The organism is Pedobacter folensis (genome assembly GCF_056490665.1).
Genome location: NZ_JBWJIF010000002.1, coordinates 1,306,952 through 1,331,882 on the forward strand (window position 1 = coordinate 1,306,952; position 24,931 = coordinate 1,331,882).

Genomic DNA, 24,931 nt, shown 5'->3' on the forward strand with positions numbered 1-24,931 from the left:
AAATTTTGTCTTTTTAAAGGCTCAATTTTGCCTCCAACTTTTAATAAAATATGAGCAATAAATCTGTCGACCTCGGTGAGCAAAAAGATGTAGAAGTATATGGTGCGAGGGTACATAATTTAAAGAATATAGATGTCAGTTTTCCGCGCAACCAACTTGTTGTTATAACAGGTTTAAGTGGTAGCGGTAAATCTTCACTGGCTTTTGATACCATTTATGCAGAAGGACAGCGCCGTTATATGGAAACATTTAGCGCTTACAGCCGTCAGTTTATGGGTGGGATGGAGCGTCCTGATGTAGATAAGGTTTCTGGACTGAGTCCGGTTATTGCCATTGAGCAAAAAACCACCAGTAAAAATCCACGCTCTACCGTAGGTACCATCACCGAGATTTATGATTTTATGCGCTTGCTTTATGCACGTGTTGCCGATGCCTATTCATACAATACTGGCGAAAAGATGGAGCGCATGAGCGAAGACCAGATCTTGCAGAATATCTTTAATAAATTTGATGGGGTAGCCGTAAATATCCTTGCGCCTGTTGTAAAAGGCAGAAAGGGGCATTATCGCGAGCTTTTTGAGCAGATTCGTAAGCAAGGTTATGTAAAGGTTCGAATAGATGGTGAAATAAAAGATATTACCGCTAAAATGCAGGTAGATCGTTATAAAATCCACGATATCGAAGTGGTGATTGACCGCCTGATTATTGATGTTAAAGATAAAAAACGCTTGCTCGATTCATTGCAGATTGCGATGAAGATGGGTAAGGGCGTAATTAAAATCAGTGATAAAGACAATAACGTTGCACATTTCAGTAAGTTTTTAATGTGCCCAACCACGGGTATTTCTTACGATGAGCCTCAGCCGAACAGTTTTTCATTCAACTCGCCATATGGGGCCTGCGAACGTTGCGATGGTTTAGGATATATCTTCGTAGTGGATAAAGAATCGGTGATTCCGAACCCCAAACTGAGTATTTTAAATGGTGGTTTAGCGCCACTGGGCGAATATAGAGACATCTGGATGTTTCAGGTGTTAAAGGCCCTGGCTAAAAAATATAATTTCTCGCTTTCTACCCCGATCGAAAAACTGGGCGATGAAGTGATCAATATTATCTTAAATGGTACACATGACCTGATCAATGTGGCTGTTGAATATAATAAATGGAATGTTCAGAATTATAATATCACTTTTGATGGTATTATTAAGATGCTCGAAGAGCAGAACGAAAAAAGAGGCGAAGCTGCGGTTGATGATATGGAGACTTTCCGTAAACTGAAAACCTGCCCGGAGTGTAATGGTGCTAGGCTGAAAAAAGAAAGTCTGCATTTCAAGGTTGACGGTAAGAATATTTTCGAACTGTCATCAATGGATATTTTTAACCTGCATAGCTGGTTTGAAAAAGTAGACGAACGCCTTACCGATCGCCAGAATATTATTGCAAAGGAAATTTTAAAGGAAATTAAAGCCAGAATTGGGTTTTTAACTGATGTGGGTTTAACTTATTTAACTTTAGATCGTACAGCGCGCACGCTTTCTGGTGGCGAGGCGCAAAGGATCCGTTTGGCTACACAGATCGGCTCGCAGTTGATGAACGTCATGTACATCCTCGACGAGCCAAGTATCGGTTTGCACCAGCGTGATAACGAACGGTTGATTAATGCACTTAAAAATCTTCGTGATCTTGGAAACACCGTTTTGGTGGTAGAGCACGATAAGGATATGATTTTGGAAGCCGATTGGGTAATTGATGTTGGTCCGGGAGCAGGAATTCATGGCGGAACAGTAGTGGCAGAAGGGACTGCAGCACATATTTTAAAATCGAAAACTTTAACCGCCGATTACCTCAACGGCAGAAAGAAAATTGAAACACCAAAAACCCGTAGAAAAGGCAATGGACATAAACTGTCTATTGTTAAAGCTACCGGGCATAACTTAAAAGAGGTTTCGGTAGATTTTCCTTTGGGTAAATTTATTGCCGTAACAGGTGTTTCGGGTAGTGGTAAATCGAGTTTGATTACCGAAACTTTGTATCCTATTTTAAATCATCATTTCTTCAGGGCGAAAAAACAGCCTTTGCCTTACGAGAAAATTAACGGATTAAAAGAAATTGATAAGGTAATTGAAATTGATCAGGCACCTATCGGCAGAACGCCACGCTCAAATCCTTCTACTTATACGGGAGTGTTTTCTGACATCAGAAATCTGTTCGTGCAGTTGCCTGAGGCAAAAATCCGTGGTTACAAGCCGGGTCGTTTCTCTTTTAACGTAAAGGGTGGTCGCTGCGAAACCTGTCAGGGTGCAGGTTTAAAGGTAATCGAAATGAATTTCTTGCCTGATGTGCAGGTGCCTTGCGAAGAGTGTGGTGGGAAAAGATATAACAGGGAAACTTTAGAAGTTCGTTTCCGCGGAAAATCGATTAGTGATGTGCTGGACATGAGTATCGAAGATGCCTGTAATTTCTTCGAAAATATCCCCATCATCTACAGGAAGATTAAAACATTGAAAGATGTTGGTTTAGGTTACATTACTTTGGGGCAATCGTCGGTTACCTTATCAGGAGGAGAGGCCCAGCGTGTTAAACTGGCTACCGAACTTTCTAAAAAAGACACCGGAAAAACCTTCTACATATTAGATGAACCTACAACCGGACTTCACTTCGAAGATATTAATGTGCTTTTGGGCGTGTTACAAGAACTGGTTGATAAAGGAAATACCATTTTGGTAATCGAACATAACTTAGATGTGGTGAAAGTAGCCGATTGGGTAATCGATTTAGGTGAAGAAGGCGGTGCTGGTGGCGGAAGGATTTTATTCGAAGGTACACCGGAGGGTTTAATCCAGAATCCGATCAGCTTAACCGGAAAATTTTTGAAAAAGGAAATGGATTGGGAGAAGGGGTTTGAAGAGTCGGGAGTCAATAGTCCGAAGTCCGAAGTCAAAGCCTCCAGGAAGAAGAAATAACTAATCATTACATCTTCCATCTTACATTACCCATTTTACATTATACACATGATTTTCACCGATACCCATACCCATTTATATTACGAGCAAGATGCGGAAAAACAGAAGCAATTGATGGAGCGCTGTTTTGAGAACGACGTTAACCGTTTGTTTTTGCCCAATGTTGATGTGAAATCGATTGCCATGATTGATGATCTGGTCGCGAAATATCCGGCAAACTGTTTTGCCATGGCTGGTTTGCACCCTTGTGATGTGAAAGAAGATTACCTCAGCCAATTAGACGAAATTTACAACAGTATTTCCGGGCGTAAAATTTATGCCATTGGCGAAATTGGCATCGATTTATACTGGGATAAAACTACTTTGGCGATTCAGCAAGATGCTTTTCGCAAACAGATTGGCTGGGCAAAAGATTTAGGTTTGCCGATTGTGATCCATTGCCGCGAAGCTTTTGATGAGGTTTTCGAATTGTTGGAAAGTGAAAGGGACGAAAAACTACGCGGGATATTCCATTGTTTTACCGGCAATTTAGCGCAGGCAAAGCAGGCCATCGACTTAAATTTCTATTTAGGTATTGGTGGCGTGGTTACTTATAAAAAAGCCGGATTGGACCTGGTATTATCCGAAATTCCTTTGACTAACCTGGTTTTAGAAACAGATTCGCCTTATCTGGCTCCGGTTCCTTTCCGTGGTAAACCAAATGAGAGTAGTTATTTGATTTATGTAGCCCAAAAACTGGCCGATATTTACGGCGTTTCTATGGAAGAAATTGCAGATGTAACTACTGAGAACTCGAAGAAAATTTTCGGAGTTTAAACATTAATTTATTACTTGGCCGTCATGCTGAATTTAGTTCAGCATCTTTATAGCCAGATTTTGAAACAAGTTCAGGATAACAACTGTAGTGAATTTCTTGTATTGTAAAATGATGGCTTAAAATTTATTATATTGGCAATATATTAACGATTTTTGGCTTTTTTGTTGCTAAATTAAAAATACAGACTCGCCATTTGTAATTTTTTAGTTTCTTTGTGGTGAGCAACCTTCACCAACCAAATGACCAAAATACTTATAATTTATACCGGTGGAACCATCGGTATGGTTAACGATCCTACAAATGGGATGTTAATTCCATTTGATTTTCAGCAGATAAAAGAAAACGTTCCTGAGTTAAGCCGTTTAGATTACGATTTAGATGTGCATTCCTTCAATCCGGTATTGGATTCGTCAAACATGGATCCTGAAATATGGAAAACCTTAGCTGAACTTGTTTATCACAAATATGATGCGTACGATGGTTTTGTGATTCTCCACGGATCTGATACCATGGCTTTTACGGCTTCGGCATTGAGCTTTATGCTCGAAAATCTGGCTAAACCTGTGGTGTTAACCGGATCTCAGCTTCCAATTGGCGAAATCAGGACAGACGCTAAAGAGAACTTAATTACTGCTTTAGAAATTGCAGCCACCAAGGAAGATGGAAAAGCCCTTTTTCCGGAAGTCTGCATTTATTTTGATGCACAATTATTCAGGGGTAACCGCTCCATCAAATACAACAGCGAAAAGTTCGAGGCTTTCCGCTCGCCAAATTACCCGATACTTGCCGAAGCAGGTGTTCACCTGCAATTCCATAGAAATTATATCTTAAAAGCTACCGAAGGGGAATTGAAATTGCACACCAATTTTAATTCAAATATCGGCGTGCTGAAATTATATCCTGGCATAACACCACAAGCCGTTCAGGCGATAACCGATTCGAAAGTAGATGCCATTATCTTAGAAACTTTTGGCTCTGGCAATACCACAACGGCGCAATGGTTTTTAGATAGTCTGCGTCAGGCTATTTTGAATGGGAAGATCATTATCGATATTTCTCAATGTAAAAAAGGTTCGGTTCAGCTAGGCCGCTACGAAACCAGTAGAGAACTATTGAAGATGGGTATTTTAAGTGGTTATGATTTAACTTTCGAAGCTACGGTAACCAAATTAATGTTCGTTATGGGCTTAGGTTTATCCATAGAAGAAAGCCGTAAATTAATGGAAGAATCGTTGCGTGGAGAGCTGACTAAAGATTAGCGTTAGTCGGGATTTGTAATCCCGACCAACAAAAAAACGCCCAAATCAATTGCAGTTGGCTATTTGTAGTTAGCCGTTTTGTATTACCATAAGTAAAACTTCTGCAATTATGACCAACATCATTTCGGTTATAAGTATTTAGCCTTATTTTTGCTAGCAAAGAGGTATAAGGTGTAGGGTTTAAGGCGAAAGGTGATGTCTTGATACCTGATCCTTAACAACTCGATACTTATTAAACATGAAAATAGAACAAATATATACAGGTTGCCTGGCAGAAGCCGCTTATTACATCGAAAGTGATGGCGAGGCTGCAATTATTGATCCGCTAAGAGAGGTTGATACTTATTTAAGGAAGGCCGAAAAAGCAGGAGCAACCATAAAATATATTTTCGAAACGCATTTTCATGCCGATTTTGTTTCTGGCCACGTAGATCTCGCAGAGAAATCTGGTGCCGAAATTATCTATGGCCCAACGGCTAAAACAGAATTTAAATCGCACATGGCCAAAGATGGCGAGCAGTTTAAAATCGGTAAACTAACTATAACTGCATTACACACCCCCGGACATACTTTAGAATCGACCACTTATCTGTTAACCGATGAAAATGGAAAAGATCACTGTATTTTTAGTGGCGATACCTTATTTATTGGTGATGTTGGTCGCCCGGATTTAGCACAGAAAGGCCATTTAACGATGGAAGATCTGGCAGGAATGCTTTACGATTCGTTGAATGAGAAAATAAAACCTTTAGCGGATGATGTAATTGTTTACCCGGCACACGGCGCAGGTTCTGCCTGTGGTAAAAGCATGAGTAAAGAAACTTTCGATACTTTAGGGCATCAGAAAGAAGTAAATTACGCTTTAAAAGCGACAACCAAAGAGCAGTTTATTGCAGAAGTAACGGATGGCATTATGCCGCCACCGCAATATTTCGCCAAAAATGCAGCCATTAATAAAGGTGGTGTAGAAAGTATTGATGAGGTTTATGAAAAAGGTTTAAATGCTTTAACACCTCAGCAATTTGAAGATACGGCAAACCAAACCGGTGCCATTATGCTGGATACCCGCGACCCGCAGGTTTTTGCTAAGGGATTTATTCCAAATTCGATCAATATTGGTCTTAACGGACAATTTGCGCCTTGGGTTGGTGCTTTAATTACCGATTTACAGCAGCCGATTTTATTGATTACTGATCAGGGTAAAGAAGAAGAAACCATTACCCGTTTAACACGCGTAGGTTATGACAGTACCATTGGTTATTTAGATGGTGGTTTCGAAAGATGGACAGATGCCGGTAAGGAAATTGATACCATTCAATCTATCTCTGCAGCGGCATTTGAAGCAGCCAGTCTTAACGGAGAAATTACGGCGCTGGATGTGCGTAAACCCGGTGAATATGAATCAGAGCATCTGGAATTTACGCTGAGCCGCCCGTTAGATTTTATAAACGACTGGACTGGCGAGATCAATCCAAAAGCTACATATTACATTCACTGTGCAGGTGGCTACCGCTCGATGATTGCCTCATCTATTTTAAAATCGCGTGGGGTAGAAAATGTAATCGATATTGCTGGCGGTTATGGTGCAATTAAAAATACCGGTTTAAAAAGAACCGATTTTGCATGCCCGAGTAAAGCAATGAAAATTTAATAACAAGCAATTGTCACATTGAGCTTGTCGAAATGCCATCAAGGTTCTTCGACAGGCTCAGAATGACAACCTAAGATATAACCATTTGGCAAATCAAAATCATTACGACGTATTAATTATCGGTGCCGGCCCAATAGGTATGGCGTGCGCTATTGAAGCTCAAAAGGCAAACTTAAGTTATGTAATTGTAGAGAAAGGTGCTTTGGTGAACAGCTTGTTCAACTATCCTGTATTTATGACCTTCTTTTCTACTTCTCAAAAATTAGAAATTGGAGGCGTACCTTTCGTAACCATTAGTCCGAAACCTAACAGAAATGAAGCGGTTGAATATTATCGCCGTGTGGCTGAAAAGTTTGATTTAAACATCCATCTTTTCGAAAGTGTAAAGCAGGTGCTTAAAAACGATAGCGATGTTTTCGAAATCAAGACTACAAAAACGGATTATACGGCCAATAATGTAATTGTGGCGACCGGTTTTTATGATGTTCCTTTATTGATGAATATTCCGGGAGAAGACCTGCCAAAAGTGACACACTATTATAAAGACCCACATTTATACGCCTTCCAGAATGTGGTAGTGGTTGGTGCCAATAATTCAGGTGTAGATGCTGCTTTAGAAACTTACCGGAAAGGTGCAAACGTAACGATGGTGGTTCGCAGTGGCGATCTGGGCCCTCATGTTAAATATTGGGTACGACCGGATATCCAGAACAGGATTAAAGAAGGAGAAGTTAAAGCACTTTTCAACTCCGAGTTGCTTGAAATAAGAGCGGGAGAAGTAGACATCAAAACACCAGAAGGGATAAAAACCATTCCAAACGATTTTGTAATTGCGATGACGGGTTATCAGCCAGATTTTAGCATGCTAAGAAAATTTGGTGTCGAATTGCCCGAAACACTTTGCCCGGCTTATAACGAAGAAACTATGGAAACCAACGTAAAAGGTTTGTATTTGGCGGGTGTAGTTTGTGGTGGGTTGGATACGCACAAACTTTTTATCGAAAACTCAAGAGTTCACGCCGAAATGATCGTGAAAAATATTTTGGGTTAAATTTCTTACGAAGTTTAGCCAGAGGATTAGCGATGGAAAAACTTCGTAAGTCTCTTAAGCCTATATCTCTAATCCGATCGTCATGCTGAACTTGTTTCAGCATCTTTCCCGTTATACAGACCCTGAAATAAATTTAGGGTGACGACCCCTCTTTGGAAATCATAATTATAATCAATGTACTGGCACTTTCAGCGTACTCCCCACAAAACCTTCAATCGCCTTTTCTACACCTGGTAAATCCTTCGAAGTAATATACGAGCCCATTACATGATTTCCTGCGTTTGGTATGGCTTGTTTTCTTTTTAAATTATTCGGCGTACCGAGTTCATCAAACATTTTCAGCATGGCATCTACACGGACTACAGGATCTTGTTCGAGTTCATTTTTGTAGTAATAGAGCATTAATACGGGCTGCTTTACCTTTTGGAAAGTTGCTTTTACCATGCTGCTCTCAATAAATTCTTCCAGCTCGACTAACGATTCGAGGCGGTAATTGGTGTACCAGTATTTTTTATATTCGTCGGTGCGGTCGTCTACTTTGCGTTCATCGCCACCCACCACTTTTCGGGCGATTTGCAAACCCCAGGGGTTATTCAGGAGCCACGCATTTTTATCATTAATGGCCACATTTGGCGATAACAAGATTAAACTGTTAATCTCCGGATAGGTTGCCGCTAATTTTAAGGCTACCGTTCCGCCGGTAGAAGTACCCACCAGAATTACTTTTTTGCCCAGTTTTTTGCCAATGGCATAAGCCTGTTTACTGGTTTCCCAAAGGCGATCGGCGGTAAAATATTGCATAGGCGCAAGCGTATCAATGCCGTGGTCGGCCAGCCGGGCGAGGTATAAATTCGCATTTAATTCTTTGGCTAAATTTAAATGGACCGGATTGCCTTCTGTTTTTGATGCGGAGAAACCATGAAGGTAAACAATGGCATATTCGGTTTGCTGATGAAGACTATCGGCCCAGATGATTTCGGCTTCGTTGCCTGGTTTGATTTTGTGCATCGATTCGATACTGGCCACATAACGGTCTAAATCTTCCAGATCGGGAACCTGGCTAAGTTCTTTGTTGTAAACCGGTTTTTTAGGTTTTGGTCCCATTAAATAGCCTGCAACAATTAATGCCGAAAGGCCAATAAGTACTTTGTAGCGTTTTTTCATATGCGGCACCGAATGTTGGTTTAAATGTAAAATTTGAAATTAAATAAAGCTAATATTTTTGAGGAATTAATTATTGTATGGAAAGGCTTTGTCCGCAAAACCCTTCGTAATTAAACCTGATAGCGCCAAATAGCCCGCAGTCCGAAGCATGAGGGCGAGGACTATGGGCAATAGCAGGACGAAAGATGATCAGGATTACGGCTATTGCTTTTCAAATGCTGAATAATACAACTACACATTACCTTTTTATGGGAAATTAGCTTAAGTTTGCAATCAAAATTTTTCGACTTAATGCCGGGAATCGAACAGATAAAAACACCTATTGCTGCTGATATTAAAGCGTTTGAAAAAACCTTTAAAGAATCTATGCATAGCGACGCACCGTTGCTGGATAGGATTACCCATTATATTGTAAAGCAAAAGGGCAAACAAATGCGACCAATGTTCGTATTTTTTGCGGCTAAACTATGCGGTGGAATTACAGAATCAACGCATCGCGGAGCTGCTTTGGTAGAGCTTTTACATACCGCTACTTTAGTGCATGATGATGTGGTAGATAATGCTTACGAACGCCGTGGTTTTTTCTCTATTAATGCTTTATGGAAAAACAAGATTGCCGTTTTGGTTGGCGATTACCTGCTGGCTAAAGGATTGTTGCTTTCGGTAAACAATAACGAACACCGTTTGTTACAGATTGTATCGGAAGCGGTGAAACAGATGAGTGAGGGCGAATTGCTGCAGGTAGAAAAGGTGCGGAGGATGGATATTTCGGAAGATTTATATTTTGATGTGATCCGGCAGAAAACGGCTTCTTTAATTGCTTCCTGTTGTGCTGCGGGTGCTGCTTCGGCAGGTGCGGATGATGAAACAATAGAAAAAATGCGTCTGTTTGGAGAAAAAGTAGGAATCGCCTTTCAGATTAAAGACGATACTTTCGATTTCGGGACGGATGATGTAGGTAAACCTTTGGGAATTGATATTAAAGAGAAGAAAGTAACGCTGCCTTTAATTTATGCACTGAATAAAGCCGAAAAAACGGAACGTAAAAAAATAATCAACCTGGTGAAAAACCACCAGGACGATCCGGTTAAAATTCAGCAGATCATCGATTTCGTAAATGCCCACGAAGGTGTGTATTATGCCAACCAGAAAATGCTGGAATACCAGAAAGAAGCATTTGATATTCTGCATAGTTTTGAGGCAGGCGAAGCACGAACTGGTTTAGAACAACTTGTACTGTACACCACTGAACGTAAAAAATAATGGGTAACGAATTACTTTTTAGCTTAGGTTTTCTTCTTTTTATTGCGCTTATTCTCGCTTTAGACCTTGGTCTTTTTAGCAGGAAAGAGCATGTAGTGAGCTTAAAACAAGCCGGCATCATGAGTTTAATCATGGTGGCTTTGGCTATCGGTTTTTACTTTATCTTATTAACCGAAGGGCATCAGCTCCATGGAATAAAAGATTTTGCACACCTCAGGGAAATTGTAATTAACCATCAGCATCATATTAAGCTGCTTCCTGATGATTTTGAAGGCAGTTTAGCGATTTATAGGCAAAACCTCGGCTTAGAATTTTTGACGGGTTATGTAATTGAGTATGCACTTTCTGTAGATAATATCTTCGTAATTGTACTCGTTTTTTCTGCCTTTGCCGTTGAAGAAAAATATTATCACCGCGTATTGTTCTGGGGTATCCTGGGTGCCATTATTATGCGTTTCATCTTCATTTTTGTCGGTGCGGCACTGATTGCAAAATTTGCCTGGATACTATATTTATTTGGCGCTTTCCTTGTTTTTACGGGCGTAAAAATGTTCTTCAGTAAAGATGAAGATGATAAGATTGATCCCGAAAATCATCCCGTGGTTAAGTGGGCTTCGAAAATATTTTCTATCCACCCTAAGTACGAGGGGAAAAAGTTCTTCGTAAAAATTAACCATAAAACACTAGTTACGCCACTATTTTTGGTGCTGCTGATTGTTGAATTTACCGATCTGTTATTCGCGGTCGATTCTATTCCAGCTATTTTTGCGGTAACAAAAGATCCTTACATCGTATTCTTTTCTAATATTTTTGCCATCATGGGTTTACGTTCTATGTTCTTCCTGTTGGTTAATATCATCCATAAATTCCACTATTTAAAAACCGGATTAGCCGTGTTATTGGCATTTATTGGGGTGAAAATGTTGGGGCATACCTATCTGGAGAAATGGGGTTTCACTACCGAACATTCATTAATCGTGATTCTGAGTATCCTGGTGATTAGTATTGTGGCTTCGCTGGCTTTCCCAAAGAAAAAAGTGCATGTAAAGCCTTAAGGCTATCATCAAAGGTATTTACTGCTAAAATATTTTGACCACCTAAGTCACCTTAGTGCATTCAAGCTTTTTATGGTGCAAAGCATTAGGTGAGGTAACTGTACTTTGCTGTGTGGCCTGGCAGATTTTCGTAGGAAAAAGCACAAAAATCTTTGCAGTTTCACTAATACTTCCACAGGCCAAGGCAGTGTTTAAGCGAGTGTGATGGCAACGAGGTTAGGAAAGAGCCTATAGACTGTCGCAATTGAGATTTTTGTAGTTTTTAACAAGAAAGGATGCAAGCCTTGATCTTTTGTTTCTTTTCTATCAAGGGAAAAGAAAGAGCCCGTCGGCGGCGGTGAGCCGAGGCATGGTTGTGGATGGGGAAAAGACTGTTAATTCTTTTTCTTGGGATAAAAATATACTTTTCTGATATTACCCAAAAGCAAAATATACGTTACAGCTAGCAATCTCATGCTAAAATTTGTACTTTCAGCAGATAAACTATTATTCTTAATGAAATATCTTTTCTCTGCAGCGCTTCTTTGTACCGCTTTATTTGCAAATGCCCAGGATAAATTCGGTGATGTTTTTGCCAAAATTAATACTGATGTTCAGCAAAACTCAAAAGCTTATCAAACACTTAAATATGAAACCGAAACCATCGGTCATCGTTTAACAGGTTCTGCAAACGGCGCAAAAGCAGAGCAGTACGCTTTCGATTTATTAAAATCTTATGGTTGTGAAGTGAAATTCCAACCGTTTGAAGTCGAAAGCTGGGCAAGGAAAACCATCAGTGTAGAAATTGGTCAAGATAAAAACAGCCTGACTAAAATGAAGGCCGTTACGCTAGCACATTCGCCGGTGAGTGCAGATGTTACAGGCGATATTGTAGATGCGGGTAATGGACTGGAAGCAGATTATCAGGCCAGTCCGGAGAAGTTTAAAGGTAAAATCGCCCTGATTTATTTAGGGGTGTTGCCAGGCTCTCCAGCCGGAACCAAGTCATTGCACCGATCAGAAAAAACGGCCATTGCCACAAAATATGGTGCAATTGGTGTCATCATCATCAATACCGTAAAAGGTGGCGTACTTTTAACCGGAACCGCTTCGGTAACTGGTAAATTAATCTCCATACCGGCTATTTGTATTGGACTGGAAGATGGTACGGCTTTGAAGGAAAAAATTAAATCGCAGCCACAGATCGCGCACATTGCTATGACCAATTTCTCTGGTTTGATCAAAGCCAGAAACGTAGTGGCTACCTTCAAAGGGACCGAATTACCTAAAGATAAAATTGTAGTGGGCGGACATTTAGATAGCTGGGATTTATCAACAGGCGCAATCGACAATGGAATAGGTTCTTTTGCCATTATGGACATGGCACGTACTTTTAAAAAGCTGAATTTAAAAACCAAACGTACGGTAGAATTTGTGCTGTTTATGGGCGAAGAGCAAGGCTTGTTAGGTTCTAAAGCTTATATCGATCAGGCTAAAAAAGACAAAACCTTAAACCAGGTGAAGTTTATGTTGAACTACGATATGACCAACGATCCTAAGGGTTTTTCTACCTCAAGAGCAGAAATGAAAGAATTATTTACCGCTTGGGGTACTGATATTGTGAAAATAGATACCGGTTTCAAAAATCTGTTTAATGCAGGTGCAGGTTTACATAGCGATCACCAGCCATTTATGTTAGAAGGTATCCCTACTGGCGGCGGTTTTGGTGGTAAACTGCCAAACAACTCTGGCCCATTTTATCACTCAGATGGTGATAGCTTTAAACTGGTAGATGAGCAGGAACTTAAAAATACCGTTCGTTACAGTGCCATGTTAACTTACGCTTTAGCCAATACCCCGAAAATTCCTGTTGGTGTACAGGGTGAAGAAGAATTAAGAACTTTCTTGGAGTCGCAGAACCTAAAGGAGCCCTTGAGTATTGCCGGCGAGTGGAGGTGGAAATAACCGTTAGGTTGATTATATAGCTATTGGGTTTGCACAGATATAATAATTAATTGGCGCAAGATCATCCGTCATTTTTCGATCGTAGTGGAAAATCTTTCTTTGTGCACTCGTTTTAACCATTACTAAATAGTTTACAATGTAAGCCACTTAAATGTTACACACCCGTATTTAAACTTGCATAAGCCACATAGTGAAGCTTAAATCGATGTTAAAGCATTGTTATTTTTATTCCTGAAAGTGTTAAAACGGGACTTAGTTTTTGACTATGTGGTTGTTAGTCATATATTTGTTTTAGTCCCAAACAAAAAATCTGAGTAAAAATGAACAGAAAACGGAACAAAACAACCGTAATTTTTGTAAATAAAAATCAAAGTTCAAGCAAACCCATCCAAGTTCCAACAGCTTATGTCGTACACTGGAAAAAGTATATTTTAGGTATTCTTGGCCTATTTTTAATCCTCATTGCGAGTATATTTTACCTCGTCCGAAGTAATTCCAGCATCGAACTCGCCAAGTATAAACTCGAAATGGCACTTTTAAAAAGTAAAGACAAATTATCGGTTATCGATACTTCTTCGCTAAAAAAGCATTATCAATCGATCGATAAAAAACTGCTGACCATAAACAAATATTTAAAGGCAAGAGGACTAAAGCCAATTTTAACAGGTAACGAAGGTGGAGAAGAAAGTGATGAGATCTTATCGGCTGAGGAGATCGGCGAATTTTACGATAACTACCTGAGTAAAATTGCTTACAACGTAGCTTATACCCCAATGGGTTACCCGCATTTAGGTACCATTACCTCAGGATATGGTCACCGTGAAAATCCTTTCAGTGGCGAAAATGTAGAGACACACAAAGGGCTCGATATCAGGGCTAATTATGGCGACATTGTAAAAAGTACAGCAAATGGCAAAGTTATTTTTGCCGGACGACGAGGCGGTTATGGCAATTGCATTGTGATTAAACATGGCAATGGCTTCGAAACCTATTACGGCCACCTCTCTAAAATTTTGGTAAAGGTTGATGAGAATGTAATAGCCGGCCACAACATTGGCAAAGCCGGTTCAACAGGGCGATCAACCGGCCCGCATTTACATTATGAAGTACACAAAAACGGTAAAGTTATCAATCCAAGATCCTTTTTAACCTTGTAAGAAACATGTTCAAGAAAAACAACCAAATTAAAGACTTAAACCAGCAAGAAATTTCAACGCTAATCGGCCTTGGCTTTACCATTACCGGCGAATTAAAGGGAAAAGCAGTAATCAGGATCGATGGCACTGTAATTGGAAACGTTAATGTGGAAGGTGGTATTGTTTTAGGCGAAAAGGGCATGATTAAAGGCGATATCCAAACGGGCTCTGCCATTATTTATGGTACCGTTAACGGAAACGTAAAAACCCAAAACCTGGAAATAAAAAAGACAGGTAAAGTTAATGGCGACATTAAAACAGATACCCTGGAAATTGAGCTGGGCGCACAGTACAACGGAAAATTGGAAATGCACCAATCCAGCAAAACAGAAGATAAAGTTGCGGCAAAAGTTTAGGCCCTATCTATTGGTTGGTGTCTCACCAACCAAAATTAGACAGCAATATTACTAGTATCAGCACTAGCCGCTAATATAGCTTTCCAGCTGCGAAATGGTCTGTTTTTGATCAGCAATGATAAATTTAACCACATCACCGATGGAAACCATTCCTTTTACTTCGTTATTTTCTACAACAGGTAAATGGCGGATGTGTTTATCGGTCATCAGCTCCATGCAATAATCAATACTGTCGCTTAAATTAATCGTAATCGGGCTGGCCGTCATGGCTTCTTTAATCAGGGTATCTTTTGATGATTTACCCTGAAGGATAATCTTCCGGGCGTAATCGCGTTCCGTAAAAATGCCATGCAGCCGGTCGTTTTCCATGACCAATACCGCGCTGATGTTCTTTTCTGTCATTACTTTTAAGGCATCTAAAACAGAAATATTTTCTGATACCGAGATAATTCGTACCTGTTTGGTATCTAACAAGTGTTTTACGCTTTTCATAACTGTTAATTTGATTATAACAATTTAAGAAATAATTAGCTGGATATCAAAGTTTTATTTTAGGTTGATCTCCGCTTTACAAACGGAGCACAGTTTTATGTAACCTAAACCTGACAAGAACGTCAGCCTCCGATTTCTCATCGGAGCTATAGTGTATGGCAGGGCAGAACCTGACCTAAGTACTGCTGGTTTTGCTTTTCAAATTATGGGCTATCTCTTCAGGTGTATTCCGGCTTGGCCATAAGATTTTGAATATAATCGTAAATAGATTTTACAATCCGTAAACCACCTTGTGCTTTTAATTATTTGGCTTTCACAAAGGGATGTGGTAACTTTGCATCACATTTAAAAACAAATAATTATGTCATCAGTAGAGACAACTTATATCCCTTACAAAGTTAAGGACATTTCACTGGCAGAATGGGGCCGTAAAGAAATCGGATTAGCCGAAGCAGAAATGCCAGGTTTAATGAGTTTACGTAAAGAATTCGGTCCAACACAACCGTTAAAAGGTGCGCGTATTGCAGGTTGTCTGCACATGACCATCCAAACGGCTGTATTAATCGAAACATTAACTGCACTGGGTGCTGAAGTTACCTGGTCATCTTGCAATATTTTTTCTACTCAGGATCATGCTGCTGCTGCAATTGCTGCTGCTGGTATTCAGGTTTATGCCTGGAAAGGTTTAAATGAAGAAGAATTCGACTGGTGTATTGAGCAAACTTTACACTTCGGTCCGGAGCAACAACCATTAAACATGATTTTGGATGATGGTGGCGATTTAACCAACATGGTTTTTGATAAATATCCTGAGCTAATTGCAGCCATTAAAGGTTTATCAGAAGAAACCACTACTGGTGTTCACCGTTTGTACGAAAGAATGAAAAACGGAACATTGCACCTACCTGCAATTAACGTGAACGATTCGGTAACTAAATCTAAATTCGATAACAAATACGGATGTCGTGAGTCGTTGGTTGATGCGATCCGTCGTGCAACTGATGTAATGATGGCTGGTAAAGTGGCTGTGGTTTGCGGTTATGGCGATGTGGGTAAAGGTTCTGCAGAATCGTTAAGCTCACAAGGTGTACGTGTTATTGTGACTGAAATTGATCCAATCTGTGCTCTACAGGCTGCAATGGAAGGTTACGAAGTGAAAAAATTAGCTACTGCAATTAAAGAAGCAGATATCGTGGTAACCACCACTGGTAACTGTGATATCGTTCGCGAACAACACTTCAGGGCATTAAAAGATAAAGCGATTGTTTGTAACATTGGTCACTTCGATAACGAAATCGATATGGCTTGGTTAAACGGTGCTTATGGCGATACTAAAGTGGAAATTAAACCTCAGGTTGATAAATATACCATTGATGGTAAAGATGTGATCATCTTAGCTGAAGGTCGTTTAGTTAACTTAGGTTGCGCAACTGGACACCCAAGTTTTGTAATGAGTAACTCGTTTACTAACCAAACTTTGGCTCAGTTAGAGCTTTGGACCAACACTGCTGCTTACGAAAACAAGGTTTATACTTTGCCTAAACATTTAGATGAAAAAGTTGCCCGTTTACACTTAGAAAAAATCGGTGTAGAATTAGATGTTTTGGATCAACACCAAGCTGATTATATCGGTGTACCGGTAGAAGGTCCGTTCAAAGCAGATACTTACAGGTATTAGTCCTGAGTCTTCAGTCGAGAGTCTGGAGTCGATATTTTAAGAGGGATGTGCAGATTTGCATATCCCTTTTTTATTTCCTCCGGTTTATCGGAGGGTGTCCTTAGTTGTTTTTTGAAAACGTAAGTTCATTGCTCTTCGGAGCTTTCAGTCCTGCTATTCATTCCAATCTTTTTGTTGTCATCCTAAGCATGGTCGAAGGCAGAACAAAAAGTATATCCATTTCTATCAGGTTTATTTTACAGCAGATTGTGGTTCTTTTGCTGCTTAAAACTTACATTTGGAAAAAGAAAATACGATGAAAAATTTAATATTTGCATTAGTTCTTGGTGTATTTGCAGTTTCTGCACATGCGCAAACCGCACCTCAAAAAGCTGCAACAGCAAAAGTAATCACCAAACAAACGGTAGATATTGCCTGTGGCGAATGCCAGTTTAAAATGAAAGGTAAAGATTGCGAGTTGGCCGTGAAAATAGATGGTAAACCTCATTTTGTTGATGGGAAAAATATCGACGATTTTGGCGATGCCCATGGCGAACATGGCTTTTGCAATGCCATAAGTAAAGCAGAGGTGACCGGCGAAATCGTAAATAACCGCTTCAAAGCTAAAGAAATCAAGTTGTTGCCGGTTAAGAAATAGTTCAAATAAACCGTCATTGCGAGAAGGCTTTTTCGGCCGACGAAGCAATCTTAATGATTTAGCCGTGAAGTGATCCTTTTAAGATTGCTTCCCCGAAAGGTCGGGACAGGCTGTCGTTCCTTCTCGCAATGACGATCATAAGCAGGGGCATGCGCCCTTTGCATTTAAAAAGCAGGTTATTCAAATTCCTTTTCCAAACCCTGTCGTAAATCGAACAGCAACCATTGTTTGGTTTTCACATCTACCTGCCTGGTTTTTAATAACTGGATAAAATCTTTCACGCCGATTTCTTCGTTTCCATTGCCGTGGATCAATACAATGCTGCCCGCATTTGGCTGTTGTCCTTTGGCCAGCCAGGCATCACTTCCAATCGGAATTAATCCATAGGCCTCAATTTTTTCTACAATAGTTTTATCTGATACCAAACCTGGAAAACGAAAAAATACAGAAGGTGTCAGGCCATTTCTGATCATCAGTTTCTCGTTCTCTAAGACTTCTACATCTAAATTAGTACCTGGGGCCAAAAGAAAATTTTCAGCTAAAGGTAATTTGTTTACCTCGTGGTTGTAGGTATGGTTTACCCAGGTAATATTCAGTTCTTTTTTCGCAACCAGACTTTTCAGCCAGTTCAGGTCATCCTGGTGTTTTAACATCCATTTGCCAGAAACCGAAATTGCGAGTGGCGCAGGTTGCTCTATCTTTTTAAATTCGTCAAAAACAGATTGAAAAATAATCCTGTCGAGAGCTTTATGCGATGGACAAAGATCGATGGTTAAGGTTATGCCCTTTTCGTTTGGTATGGCATGATCGATCCCTGCATTTTGAAGCTGTAAATCTTTAGCTGCTGCGGCTTCGATTGATTTAATGTATGCGGTGTTTTTGAAAATCGCCAATACATTCTGAAACTGTAAACTACTTGTCGTGTAATTGCTCGCCAAGTCGATTTTTGTATCTAAAGTTTCAGGATCAACCAACAGTAAATATTTTTGATTATTTGCGGTGAAACTTCTAAGCCCGATCAGTTTTTGGCCAGCATGAGTGGCAACCGCAAAATTTACTTTGTAACGTTTAACATCATCAAAATTCTGTCCAAAAATTTCAATGCTTAAAAAACAAATACCAAAAATAGTGAGGAGCAAAGATTTAGATAACTTCATATTTCCTTATTTAAAATCTTTCTAATTTAAGCCAAATCCATTATCTTTACAAACATCGCCATGAACAAAGAAAAAGTAAAATTATGGTTTAAGCGGGTAGGGCTGATTGGGTTTTTATTCTTCCTGATTAAAGGATTAATATGGCTTGTGGTATTCTACTTTATTGGCAAAAACGTTACTTAAATTAGTTCATTTGGTTATTAGTTCATTTGTTCACTGGTCACTGGTCACTGGTCATTGGTCATTGGTTCATTTGTCATTAGTTCATTTGTCATTAGTTCATTCGTATCCTACCAATTGCATAATTAAGTGTACTAAGGCAAGCGTCATCCTGAGCTTGTTTCAGGACCTTACTTTAAATATTTTCTAAAGCTTGAAACTCAGGTGCACTCAGGTGACTAAGGTGGTTCAATAATAATAGGATTTGGCAAGCTATGTTGATCTATTCTTAATGACCTTAATGGTGAAAGGAAAATTACCTAAACGTAAACAGCATATTCGCTAAGAAATTCCACACAAAAACAATTAAAATCGCAAAAAATTTAGCCACATAAAAATTAGTGCCATTTTTCCTTTGATGGAACAGGTAAATGATAAAGGTGTTTAGCCCCAAACCAATTAAACTCACCACTAAAAATTTGCTGAATTCCGTTCCCCAATGACTATTGGTGCTTTGGAATGTCCATACGCGGTTAATGAGGTAGTTATTGGTTACCGCCAAGGTAAAGCCGATGGCATTAGCGATGTATTTGTTTATCTTGATTTTCTCCTTACATAACCAGGTGGCCCCGAAATCGATTGCCATTCCGAGGAAACCTGTTAATCCAAATTTTAAGATGCGGAAAAATAAATCCATGTTAATGTATTTTAACCAAATAAAACTGTTCTAAAACCTGTGGACGAGTTTTGGCGTTGATAAATTTTCCAGTAAGCTTTGTGATGTGGTAATATTCAAAAGATTTTAACACTTCGGCATGGTATTCTGTTTTTAACCTTCCCAGTTCTGATGCCGGAGTATAGATAATCAGATCCTTTTCATCTTTCGATTGGTTGAGATCCTCGTAGCTCCAGAAGTATTTGGGTTCGCCATTGGCATAAAAATCGAAAGAATACGCATCAGGATACATCAATACTGCAGCTTTGGCCTTCGGATAATTTTCTTTTAACCAGATCCCTGCCTGCATGCCAGATTCATATTTCAAAACTGATGGGTAGAAAAATGCCGAGAGAAAAATCATGATTGTTGCTGCAACAACTATACTCCTGATTATAAGCGATTGCAGGCTTATCTTACGGAAAATCCCAAGAATTGAACCCACAAATGGAAATGCAATGATATAATAGCCAAAATTGAAGCCTGAATAATAGCCAATACCAATTAAGCAGACCAATAAGATGAATAATATTCCACTCTGTGTATACCAAAATACTTTTAGGGCTTTGCCTTCCAACTTCTGTAAATACAAGGCCGTTATGATGGCAAACTGTGGCAGAATAATCAGGATATAATGTGGTAACTGAAATTTGGACAATGAAAACAACAGAAAAGTAATCGCCGCACTGGTCCAGATCATGATGCTTTCTGCAGGTAAATCACTTCGGTTTTTCTTTTTGAAAAGATTTACCACCGCCGCATAAAACAATACCGACCAGGGTAAAAATGCCCAAAGGGTAGTGTGCAAAAAGAATGAAATATCCCCTTTACCTTTTATTGGGCCGTTGTTAAAAAAGCGCCCAAACTGGCTATCCCAGAAGAAAAATTTTAAGCCCGAAACGCCGGTTTTTCCGAATACCACTTTCTCGGGGTGCAAATCAAACTGAACATATAAAGTATATAATTCCGGAATGATAAAAATGAAAATGAGGATAATGGCCAGCCACCATTTTGGTTTCAACAGCTGTTTAAACTGACGGGTTAATAACCAGTAAATAATAAAACCTCCAAAAACCGGAATCAAGACAAATATGCCTTTAATCATAATGGCACAGGCCGCGAAAAAAGAACCTGCAACAATGTGCCAGAAAGTGCTCTGATGTGCTTTGTAATAATGATAAATAGCTGCTAAGGTAAAGGTGGTGATATAAACCTCTGCGCGGACATCAAAAGTGGAAATGAGGATATGCAGGGAACTTAAAAAAATCAGCGCACTCATTAACCCTGTTTTTTCGCCATAAATATCTTTTGCGAGTTTGTAAACATACCAGGCACCCCATAAGCCGAACAAAAAAGAAGGAAGTTTGTATGCAAAAGCGGTAATGCCAAAGATTTTAAAAGATGCAGCTGCCAGCCAAAAGGTTAAATGTGGTTTGTCTAACCAATCGGCACCACGTACATAAATATTCACCCAATCGTTCCTCAACACCATATTTTTGGCGATAGAAGCATAAAGTGCCGAATCAGGTTCCATTACGCCACCAAAAAGTGCCAGGGTACTCACCGCTGCAATTAGCGCAATTAATATTTTATATAATCTGGTGTCCTTCGGGTTCATTTACAGGAAGCAAATATGAGCAAAAAAAAGTCAAATTTTTTTAAGGTTTAAGATTAACAGGGGCAAAGCCTTATCTTTGCTGCATGACAAAGTTATCGGTTAATATCAATAAAATTGCTACACTCCGCAATAGCCGTGGTGGTAATAATCCTGATCTGGTTAAGGTTGCATTAGATTGCGAACGTTTCGGCGCGCAGGGAATTACCGTGCATCCGCGCCCGGATGAACGCCATATTCGTTATCAGGATGTTTACGATTTAAAAGCAGTTATTGCTACTGAATTTAATATTGAAGGAAATTGTAAGGAAGATAAATTTGTTGACCTGGTTTTGGCCAATAAACCTGCCCAGGTGACTTTAGTGCCCGATGCTGAAGGTCAGATTACTTCAAATCACGGTTGGGATACCCTTAAACATAAAGATTACCTGAAAGAAATGGTAGGCGTTTTCCAGAAAGAAGGCATCCGTGTTTCTATTTTTGTTGATCCGCAGGTAGAAATGGTTGAAGGCGCTGTAGAAACCGGAACAGACCGGATTGAATTGTACACGGAGGCCTATGCACATAATTATTTTGCCGACCGCGAAAAAGCAATTGTAAGTTATATTGCTGCAGCGCACCATGCCAATAAACTCGGCTTGGGAATTAATGCGGGGCACGATCTCGATTTACATAACCTGCATTATTTCGCACAGAGTATCCCGGGATTATTGGAAGTTTCAATTGGTCATGCTTTAATTAGCGATGCGCTTTATTTGGGGCTGGAAACTACCATTCAGAAATATTTACAACAGCTGGCTTAGTTATAACCGCAAACACTGCAAAGAAAAATGACGCAAAGCAACGCAAAGTTGGGTGCATCTTTTAATGATGCCTTGAGCTTCTTTGCGAAACACTTAGCGCCCTTAGCGGTTAAATAACGAAATATATGTTAAAAGGAATTCTCCTTGTTTTTTTTGGTGCCTGTAGTTTTGGCATCCTTTCTACTTTTGTTAAACTGGCCTATCACGAGGGTTATACTTTAGGCGATGTTACCGGGGCGCAGGCTTTTTTCGGGGCTGTAATTTTATGGGTGCTGTTTTTCTTTCAGCGTAGAACCGCCAGTTACAAAGCCAAAGCGATTGTTGCCAAAACACCCTGGTGGAAAATGGTGTTAGCCGGAACCTGTACAGGCTTAGTCAGCATCTTTTACTATCAATGTGTAAAGCTTGTACCCAACTCTGTTGCCATTATTTTGCTGATGCAGTTTATCTGGATGAGTATTTTAATGGAATACCTGATCTTTAAAAAGAAACCTACGGGTTTACAACTTTTTGCCATTTTATTGGTTTTAGGCGGTACGGTTTTAGCGAGCGGAATGGCCGAAACAAGTATCGAAAGTATGGATTTAAAGGGTATAGGTTTTGGCTTACTGGCGGCAATCTGTTATGCCGGCTTTTTGTTGCTAAGTGGCAGAATCGGAAACGAATATGCACCACTGCAAAAAAGCGCCCTGATGATTACCGGTGCCTGCATCCTCATCTTTATTATTTTTCCACCAACATTTTTATATAACGGTGCTTTAAACGGAAGTTTATTGAAATGGGGATTAATCATCTCGGTTTTCGGCACGGTAATTCCACCTTTATTTTTTGCTGAAGGTGTGCCCAGAATTGGAACAGCCATGAGTTCGATATTAAGCGCGGCAGAATTGCCTGTTGCTGTAATGATGGCTGGTTTTGTATTGCAAGAGCAAGTATCGTTTTTAAGGTGGGTTGGTGTGGTGGTAATTTTATCGGCGATGGTTTTGCCTAATTTAAAATATTTGAAAAAAGGTAGAGGGTAGGAAGGTTGAAGGTATATGGTTATTTTTCGAAATAATAATCTTCCGACTCCTGACCTCCGACTTATCAAAAAAATAAATATCTTTAAAAAGCATAAAGCATTTAAACATGAAAAAACTAACTATTTATATTTTATCCTTTATCATTATCGGTTTAGCCGGATGTAAAAACAAAACCACCATTAACCAGGATGAGGCCGGAGCGGTAATCACTGATTATTTAAAAGCTAATCCTGAGTATAAAACTACACGTTTCAACTTTGGGGAAATAAAGTTTAACAGTACAAACGATATGTTTGAACTGGGTAAATATAAAACTTTAGCCAGCAAAGGCCTGGTGACATTGGATTTGAAAGCAGCTAAAAAGAAATTCCTTTCAAAAGATAGCAGTTTCGTTTACCAGATTACCTTAACCGATAAAGCGAGTCCATTGGTTTTAAAGCAGGATGGCGATAAAGCAACCGTAAAAGTGGTAGAATATGTTTTGGCCGATGAAAAGCCTGTAGATTTTTCGCAGGTTAATTCGAGTACGGCAAAAGTTACCGTGTCACTTAAAATGACAAGTACCGATTTCGAACCCTTTGATAAGGACGCCAATAAAAACAGCAACTTCATTACCAAAACCTATAAATTAAAGTTGAGTAAAGATGAAGGCTGGAAGGTGCAGAAATAGGTTGAAAGACTAAAGTTGAAAGGCCAAAGCCATAATAAGTGAAATTTTCTTCAAAAAATTAGCCCAGGTAGTATGAAAAGGAGTGTTTTAGTACTATTGCTATCCGTCACGTTATGCTCGGCTTTTGGGCAATCCATTTATGAAGAAAATCGGCTTGATAATACTTTGCTACAAGTTAAAAAAGTACTTGAAAAGTGTTTAGCCGGTACAAATGTCAGGAGTTTAAAAAGTGCTTTTAAGATACAATCTAATAAAGATTTTGATCGGTATGAACTGCTCAGTGACATTAATAAAATGTTACCTAAAACTAAAGTAACCTTGCTCAATGTTCAATTGAATAAATCATTAAAAGGACAAAAAGCGCTTAGATTGGAGGGGAATGTTTTTTTCGATGATTACTTAGATAGCGCCATGGTTTATGTTAAGTATTTTCATCCTGATACAGTTTATGATTTTATTTCGATGGCCCTTCCCCCAGAACCCAGAGAAGGATATGAGAAATTTTCGAAAGATTTGCAAGATGTGATCAAGGCTAAAGTTAAGGAAGGAAAAATTTCAAAGGGCAGTTTAGCTAATACTAATTATATCGGATTTAATGTGGGCAGAGGAGGTCTGTTTAAAAGATCTAACGCGGATGGTTTAAATAAGGAGTTGGATAGTTTTTTCGTAGCAAAAAAAAGCTTTTCAAATGGACTCTTCAGTGGAAGATTGATTGAAATTAAAGTTGCCATAGTATTATTTAAAGATTATTTATTTAATAATGGACCCTGGCCGGAACGATCAGTAAATAAACTTGGTTATGCCGATCATGGTGGACAATGGGCCAACGTAGATCTAATTACCCCATTTGATGCCTGCGAAGAACTTTTTATAGTTACAGATTGCCAGAGCAAAAATCAGGATCAGTGGTAGTGTCAATGGTTTTTGACGGTGTTTTGCAAAAATATATAAGACCTGTAATTCACTTTGGTGACATCAAAGAAACCGATCAGTTGGATAAAGATCTGAAATCAGTGCGTCGCAACGATGTGGGATATATTGGAGGCAGGGTTTATTTCTATCGAAAAAAATAGCCACCTCACGAAATATGAACCTTGGTTTCTTGCAGCTACTTATGTTTTTAAACCCGATAGTAGCGAAAATCCTTTTTGTTTGCAGCAACTCAACATGACAGGGAGTAACAAAAAGATTGTAGCGGATAGCGGGAACAAACTTAAATTTTAGTACAGCCACTGCTTTCTAAATAATTACACCTTAAATAAAA

The 24,931-nt window shown here is 39.4% G+C and carries 22 protein-coding genes; 17 read left to right on the forward strand and 5 right to left on the reverse strand.

Annotated elements, in window-relative coordinates; genetic code table 11:
- The first annotated feature begins 50 nt into the window (after nucleotides 1-50).
- From uvrA to AC04QZ_RS14215, 5 genes are all read left to right on the forward strand, one after another.
- Nucleotides 51-2,963 (forward strand): excinuclease ABC subunit UvrA, encoded by a 2,913-nt coding sequence (gene uvrA / locus AC04QZ_RS14195; protein WP_478358284.1) that lies wholly within the window; start codon nucleotides 51-53, stop codon nucleotides 2,961-2,963.
- Between the two features lie 48 nt (nucleotides 2,964-3,011).
- Nucleotides 3,012-3,779: a TatD family hydrolase gene (locus tag AC04QZ_RS14200; protein ID WP_086549141.1), complete on the forward strand. Its 768-nt coding sequence runs from the start codon at nucleotides 3,012-3,014 to the stop codon at nucleotides 3,777-3,779.
- A gap of 240 nt (nucleotides 3,780-4,019) precedes the next feature.
- A complete protein-coding gene (locus tag AC04QZ_RS14205; protein WP_086549142.1) occupies nucleotides 4,020-5,039 on the forward strand; it encodes an asparaginase in 1,020 nt (339 codons plus the stop codon).
- A gap of 238 nt (nucleotides 5,040-5,277) precedes the next feature.
- On the forward strand, nucleotides 5,278-6,690 hold the full coding sequence (locus AC04QZ_RS14210) for an MBL fold metallo-hydrolase (protein ID WP_478358285.1): 1,413 nt from the start codon (nucleotides 5,278-5,280) through the stop codon (nucleotides 6,688-6,690).
- Nucleotides 6,691-6,775: 85 nt separating this feature from the next.
- Complete coding sequence (locus tag AC04QZ_RS14215) at nucleotides 6,776-7,741, forward strand: YpdA family putative bacillithiol disulfide reductase (RefSeq protein ID WP_478358286.1); 966 nt, start codon at nucleotides 6,776-6,778, stop codon at nucleotides 7,739-7,741.
- A gap of 171 nt (nucleotides 7,742-7,912) precedes the next feature.
- Here the strand turns inward: AC04QZ_RS14215 and AC04QZ_RS14220 are convergent, their stop codons facing one another.
- Entirely contained in the window at nucleotides 7,913-8,905 is a 993-nt protein-coding gene (locus AC04QZ_RS14220) for an alpha/beta hydrolase (protein WP_086549145.1), read from the reverse strand.
- A gap of 291 nt (nucleotides 8,906-9,196) precedes the next feature.
- Here AC04QZ_RS14220 and AC04QZ_RS14225 point away from each other — a divergent pair, with 291 nt between their 5' ends.
- The 5 genes from AC04QZ_RS14225 to AC04QZ_RS14245 all read left to right on the forward strand — a co-directional run bounded on the left by AC04QZ_RS14225 (nucleotide 9,197) and on the right by AC04QZ_RS14245 (nucleotide 14,719).
- Complete coding sequence (locus AC04QZ_RS14225) at nucleotides 9,197-10,168, forward strand: polyprenyl synthetase family protein (RefSeq protein ID WP_057931174.1); 972 nt, start codon at nucleotides 9,197-9,199, stop codon at nucleotides 10,166-10,168.
- A complete protein-coding gene (locus AC04QZ_RS14230; RefSeq protein WP_478358287.1) occupies nucleotides 10,168-11,223 on the forward strand; it encodes a TerC family protein in 1,056 nt (351 codons plus the stop codon). The genes AC04QZ_RS14225 and AC04QZ_RS14230 overlap by 1 nt, the downstream gene beginning before the upstream one ends.
- A 495-nt stretch (nucleotides 11,224-11,718) precedes the next feature.
- Nucleotides 11,719-13,167 carry a M28 family peptidase gene (locus AC04QZ_RS14235; protein WP_478358288.1) on the forward strand — a complete coding sequence of 483 codons (1,449 nt, stop codon included), beginning with the start codon at nucleotides 11,719-11,721 and terminating at the stop codon, nucleotides 13,165-13,167.
- A gap of 320 nt (nucleotides 13,168-13,487) precedes the next feature.
- On the forward strand, nucleotides 13,488-14,324 hold the full coding sequence (locus AC04QZ_RS14240; RefSeq protein ID WP_478358289.1) for a M23 family metallopeptidase: 837 nt from the start codon (nucleotides 13,488-13,490) through the stop codon (nucleotides 14,322-14,324).
- Between the two features lie 5 nt (nucleotides 14,325-14,329).
- Nucleotides 14,330-14,719, forward strand: a complete 390-nt coding sequence (locus tag AC04QZ_RS14245; protein WP_086549149.1) for a bactofilin family protein — start codon at nucleotides 14,330-14,332, stop codon at nucleotides 14,717-14,719.
- Nucleotides 14,720-14,782: 63 nt separating this feature from the next.
- Here the strand turns inward: AC04QZ_RS14245 and AC04QZ_RS14250 are convergent, their stop codons facing one another.
- Entirely contained in the window at nucleotides 14,783-15,211 is a 429-nt protein-coding gene (locus AC04QZ_RS14250; RefSeq protein ID WP_086549150.1) for a CBS domain-containing protein, read from the reverse strand.
- A gap of 361 nt (nucleotides 15,212-15,572) precedes the next feature.
- Here AC04QZ_RS14250 and ahcY point away from each other — a divergent pair, with 361 nt between their 5' ends.
- Both ahcY and AC04QZ_RS14260 read left to right on the forward strand, forming a co-directional pair.
- Nucleotides 15,573-16,889, forward strand: coding sequence for an adenosylhomocysteinase (ahcY, locus tag AC04QZ_RS14255; protein ID WP_086549152.1), 1,317 nt, complete (start codon nucleotides 15,573-15,575; stop codon nucleotides 16,887-16,889).
- A 295-nt stretch (nucleotides 16,890-17,184) separates the two neighbouring features.
- Nucleotides 17,185-17,526, forward strand: coding sequence for a DUF6370 family protein (locus AC04QZ_RS14260; RefSeq protein ID WP_478358290.1), 342 nt, complete (start codon nucleotides 17,185-17,187; stop codon nucleotides 17,524-17,526).
- 176 nt (nucleotides 17,527-17,702) lie between these two features.
- Here AC04QZ_RS14260 and AC04QZ_RS14265 read toward each other — a convergent pair whose 3' ends face one another.
- Complete coding sequence (locus AC04QZ_RS14265; RefSeq protein ID WP_478358291.1) at nucleotides 17,703-18,683, reverse strand: polysaccharide deacetylase family protein; 981 nt, start codon at nucleotides 18,681-18,683, stop codon at nucleotides 17,703-17,705.
- Nucleotides 18,684-18,743: 60 nt separating this feature from the next.
- On the opposite strand from AC04QZ_RS14265, the gene AC04QZ_RS14270 reads away from it, so the two are divergent.
- Nucleotides 18,744-18,866 (forward strand): hypothetical protein, encoded by a 123-nt coding sequence (locus AC04QZ_RS14270; RefSeq protein WP_010602346.1) that lies wholly within the window; start codon nucleotides 18,744-18,746, stop codon nucleotides 18,864-18,866.
- Between the two features lie 292 nt (nucleotides 18,867-19,158).
- On the opposite strand, the gene AC04QZ_RS14275 is transcribed toward AC04QZ_RS14270, so the two are convergent.
- Both AC04QZ_RS14275 and AC04QZ_RS14280 read right to left on the reverse strand, forming a co-directional pair.
- Entirely contained in the window at nucleotides 19,159-19,539 is a 381-nt protein-coding gene (locus tag AC04QZ_RS14275; protein WP_478358292.1) for a GtrA family protein, read from the reverse strand.
- A 1-nt stretch (nucleotide 19,540) separates the two neighbouring features.
- Nucleotides 19,541-21,175, reverse strand: coding sequence for an ArnT family glycosyltransferase (locus AC04QZ_RS14280; protein WP_478358293.1), 1,635 nt, complete (start codon nucleotides 21,173-21,175; stop codon nucleotides 19,541-19,543).
- A gap of 83 nt (nucleotides 21,176-21,258) precedes the next feature.
- Between AC04QZ_RS14280 and AC04QZ_RS14285 the strand changes: the two genes are divergently transcribed.
- From AC04QZ_RS14285 to AC04QZ_RS14300, 4 genes are all read left to right on the forward strand, one after another.
- Complete coding sequence (locus AC04QZ_RS14285; protein WP_478358294.1) at nucleotides 21,259-21,975, forward strand: pyridoxine 5'-phosphate synthase; 717 nt, start codon at nucleotides 21,259-21,261, stop codon at nucleotides 21,973-21,975.
- A 125-nt stretch (nucleotides 21,976-22,100) separates the two neighbouring features.
- Nucleotides 22,101-22,997, forward strand: coding sequence for an EamA family transporter (locus tag AC04QZ_RS14290; RefSeq protein ID WP_478358295.1), 897 nt, complete (start codon nucleotides 22,101-22,103; stop codon nucleotides 22,995-22,997).
- Between the two features lie 106 nt (nucleotides 22,998-23,103).
- Nucleotides 23,104-23,667: a hypothetical protein gene (locus AC04QZ_RS14295; RefSeq protein WP_086549159.1), complete on the forward strand. Its 564-nt coding sequence runs from the start codon at nucleotides 23,104-23,106 to the stop codon at nucleotides 23,665-23,667.
- Between the two features lie 72 nt (nucleotides 23,668-23,739).
- Complete coding sequence (locus AC04QZ_RS14300) at nucleotides 23,740-24,579, forward strand: hypothetical protein (RefSeq protein ID WP_478358296.1); 840 nt, start codon at nucleotides 23,740-23,742, stop codon at nucleotides 24,577-24,579.
- Nucleotides 24,580-24,931 lie beyond the last annotated feature (352 nt).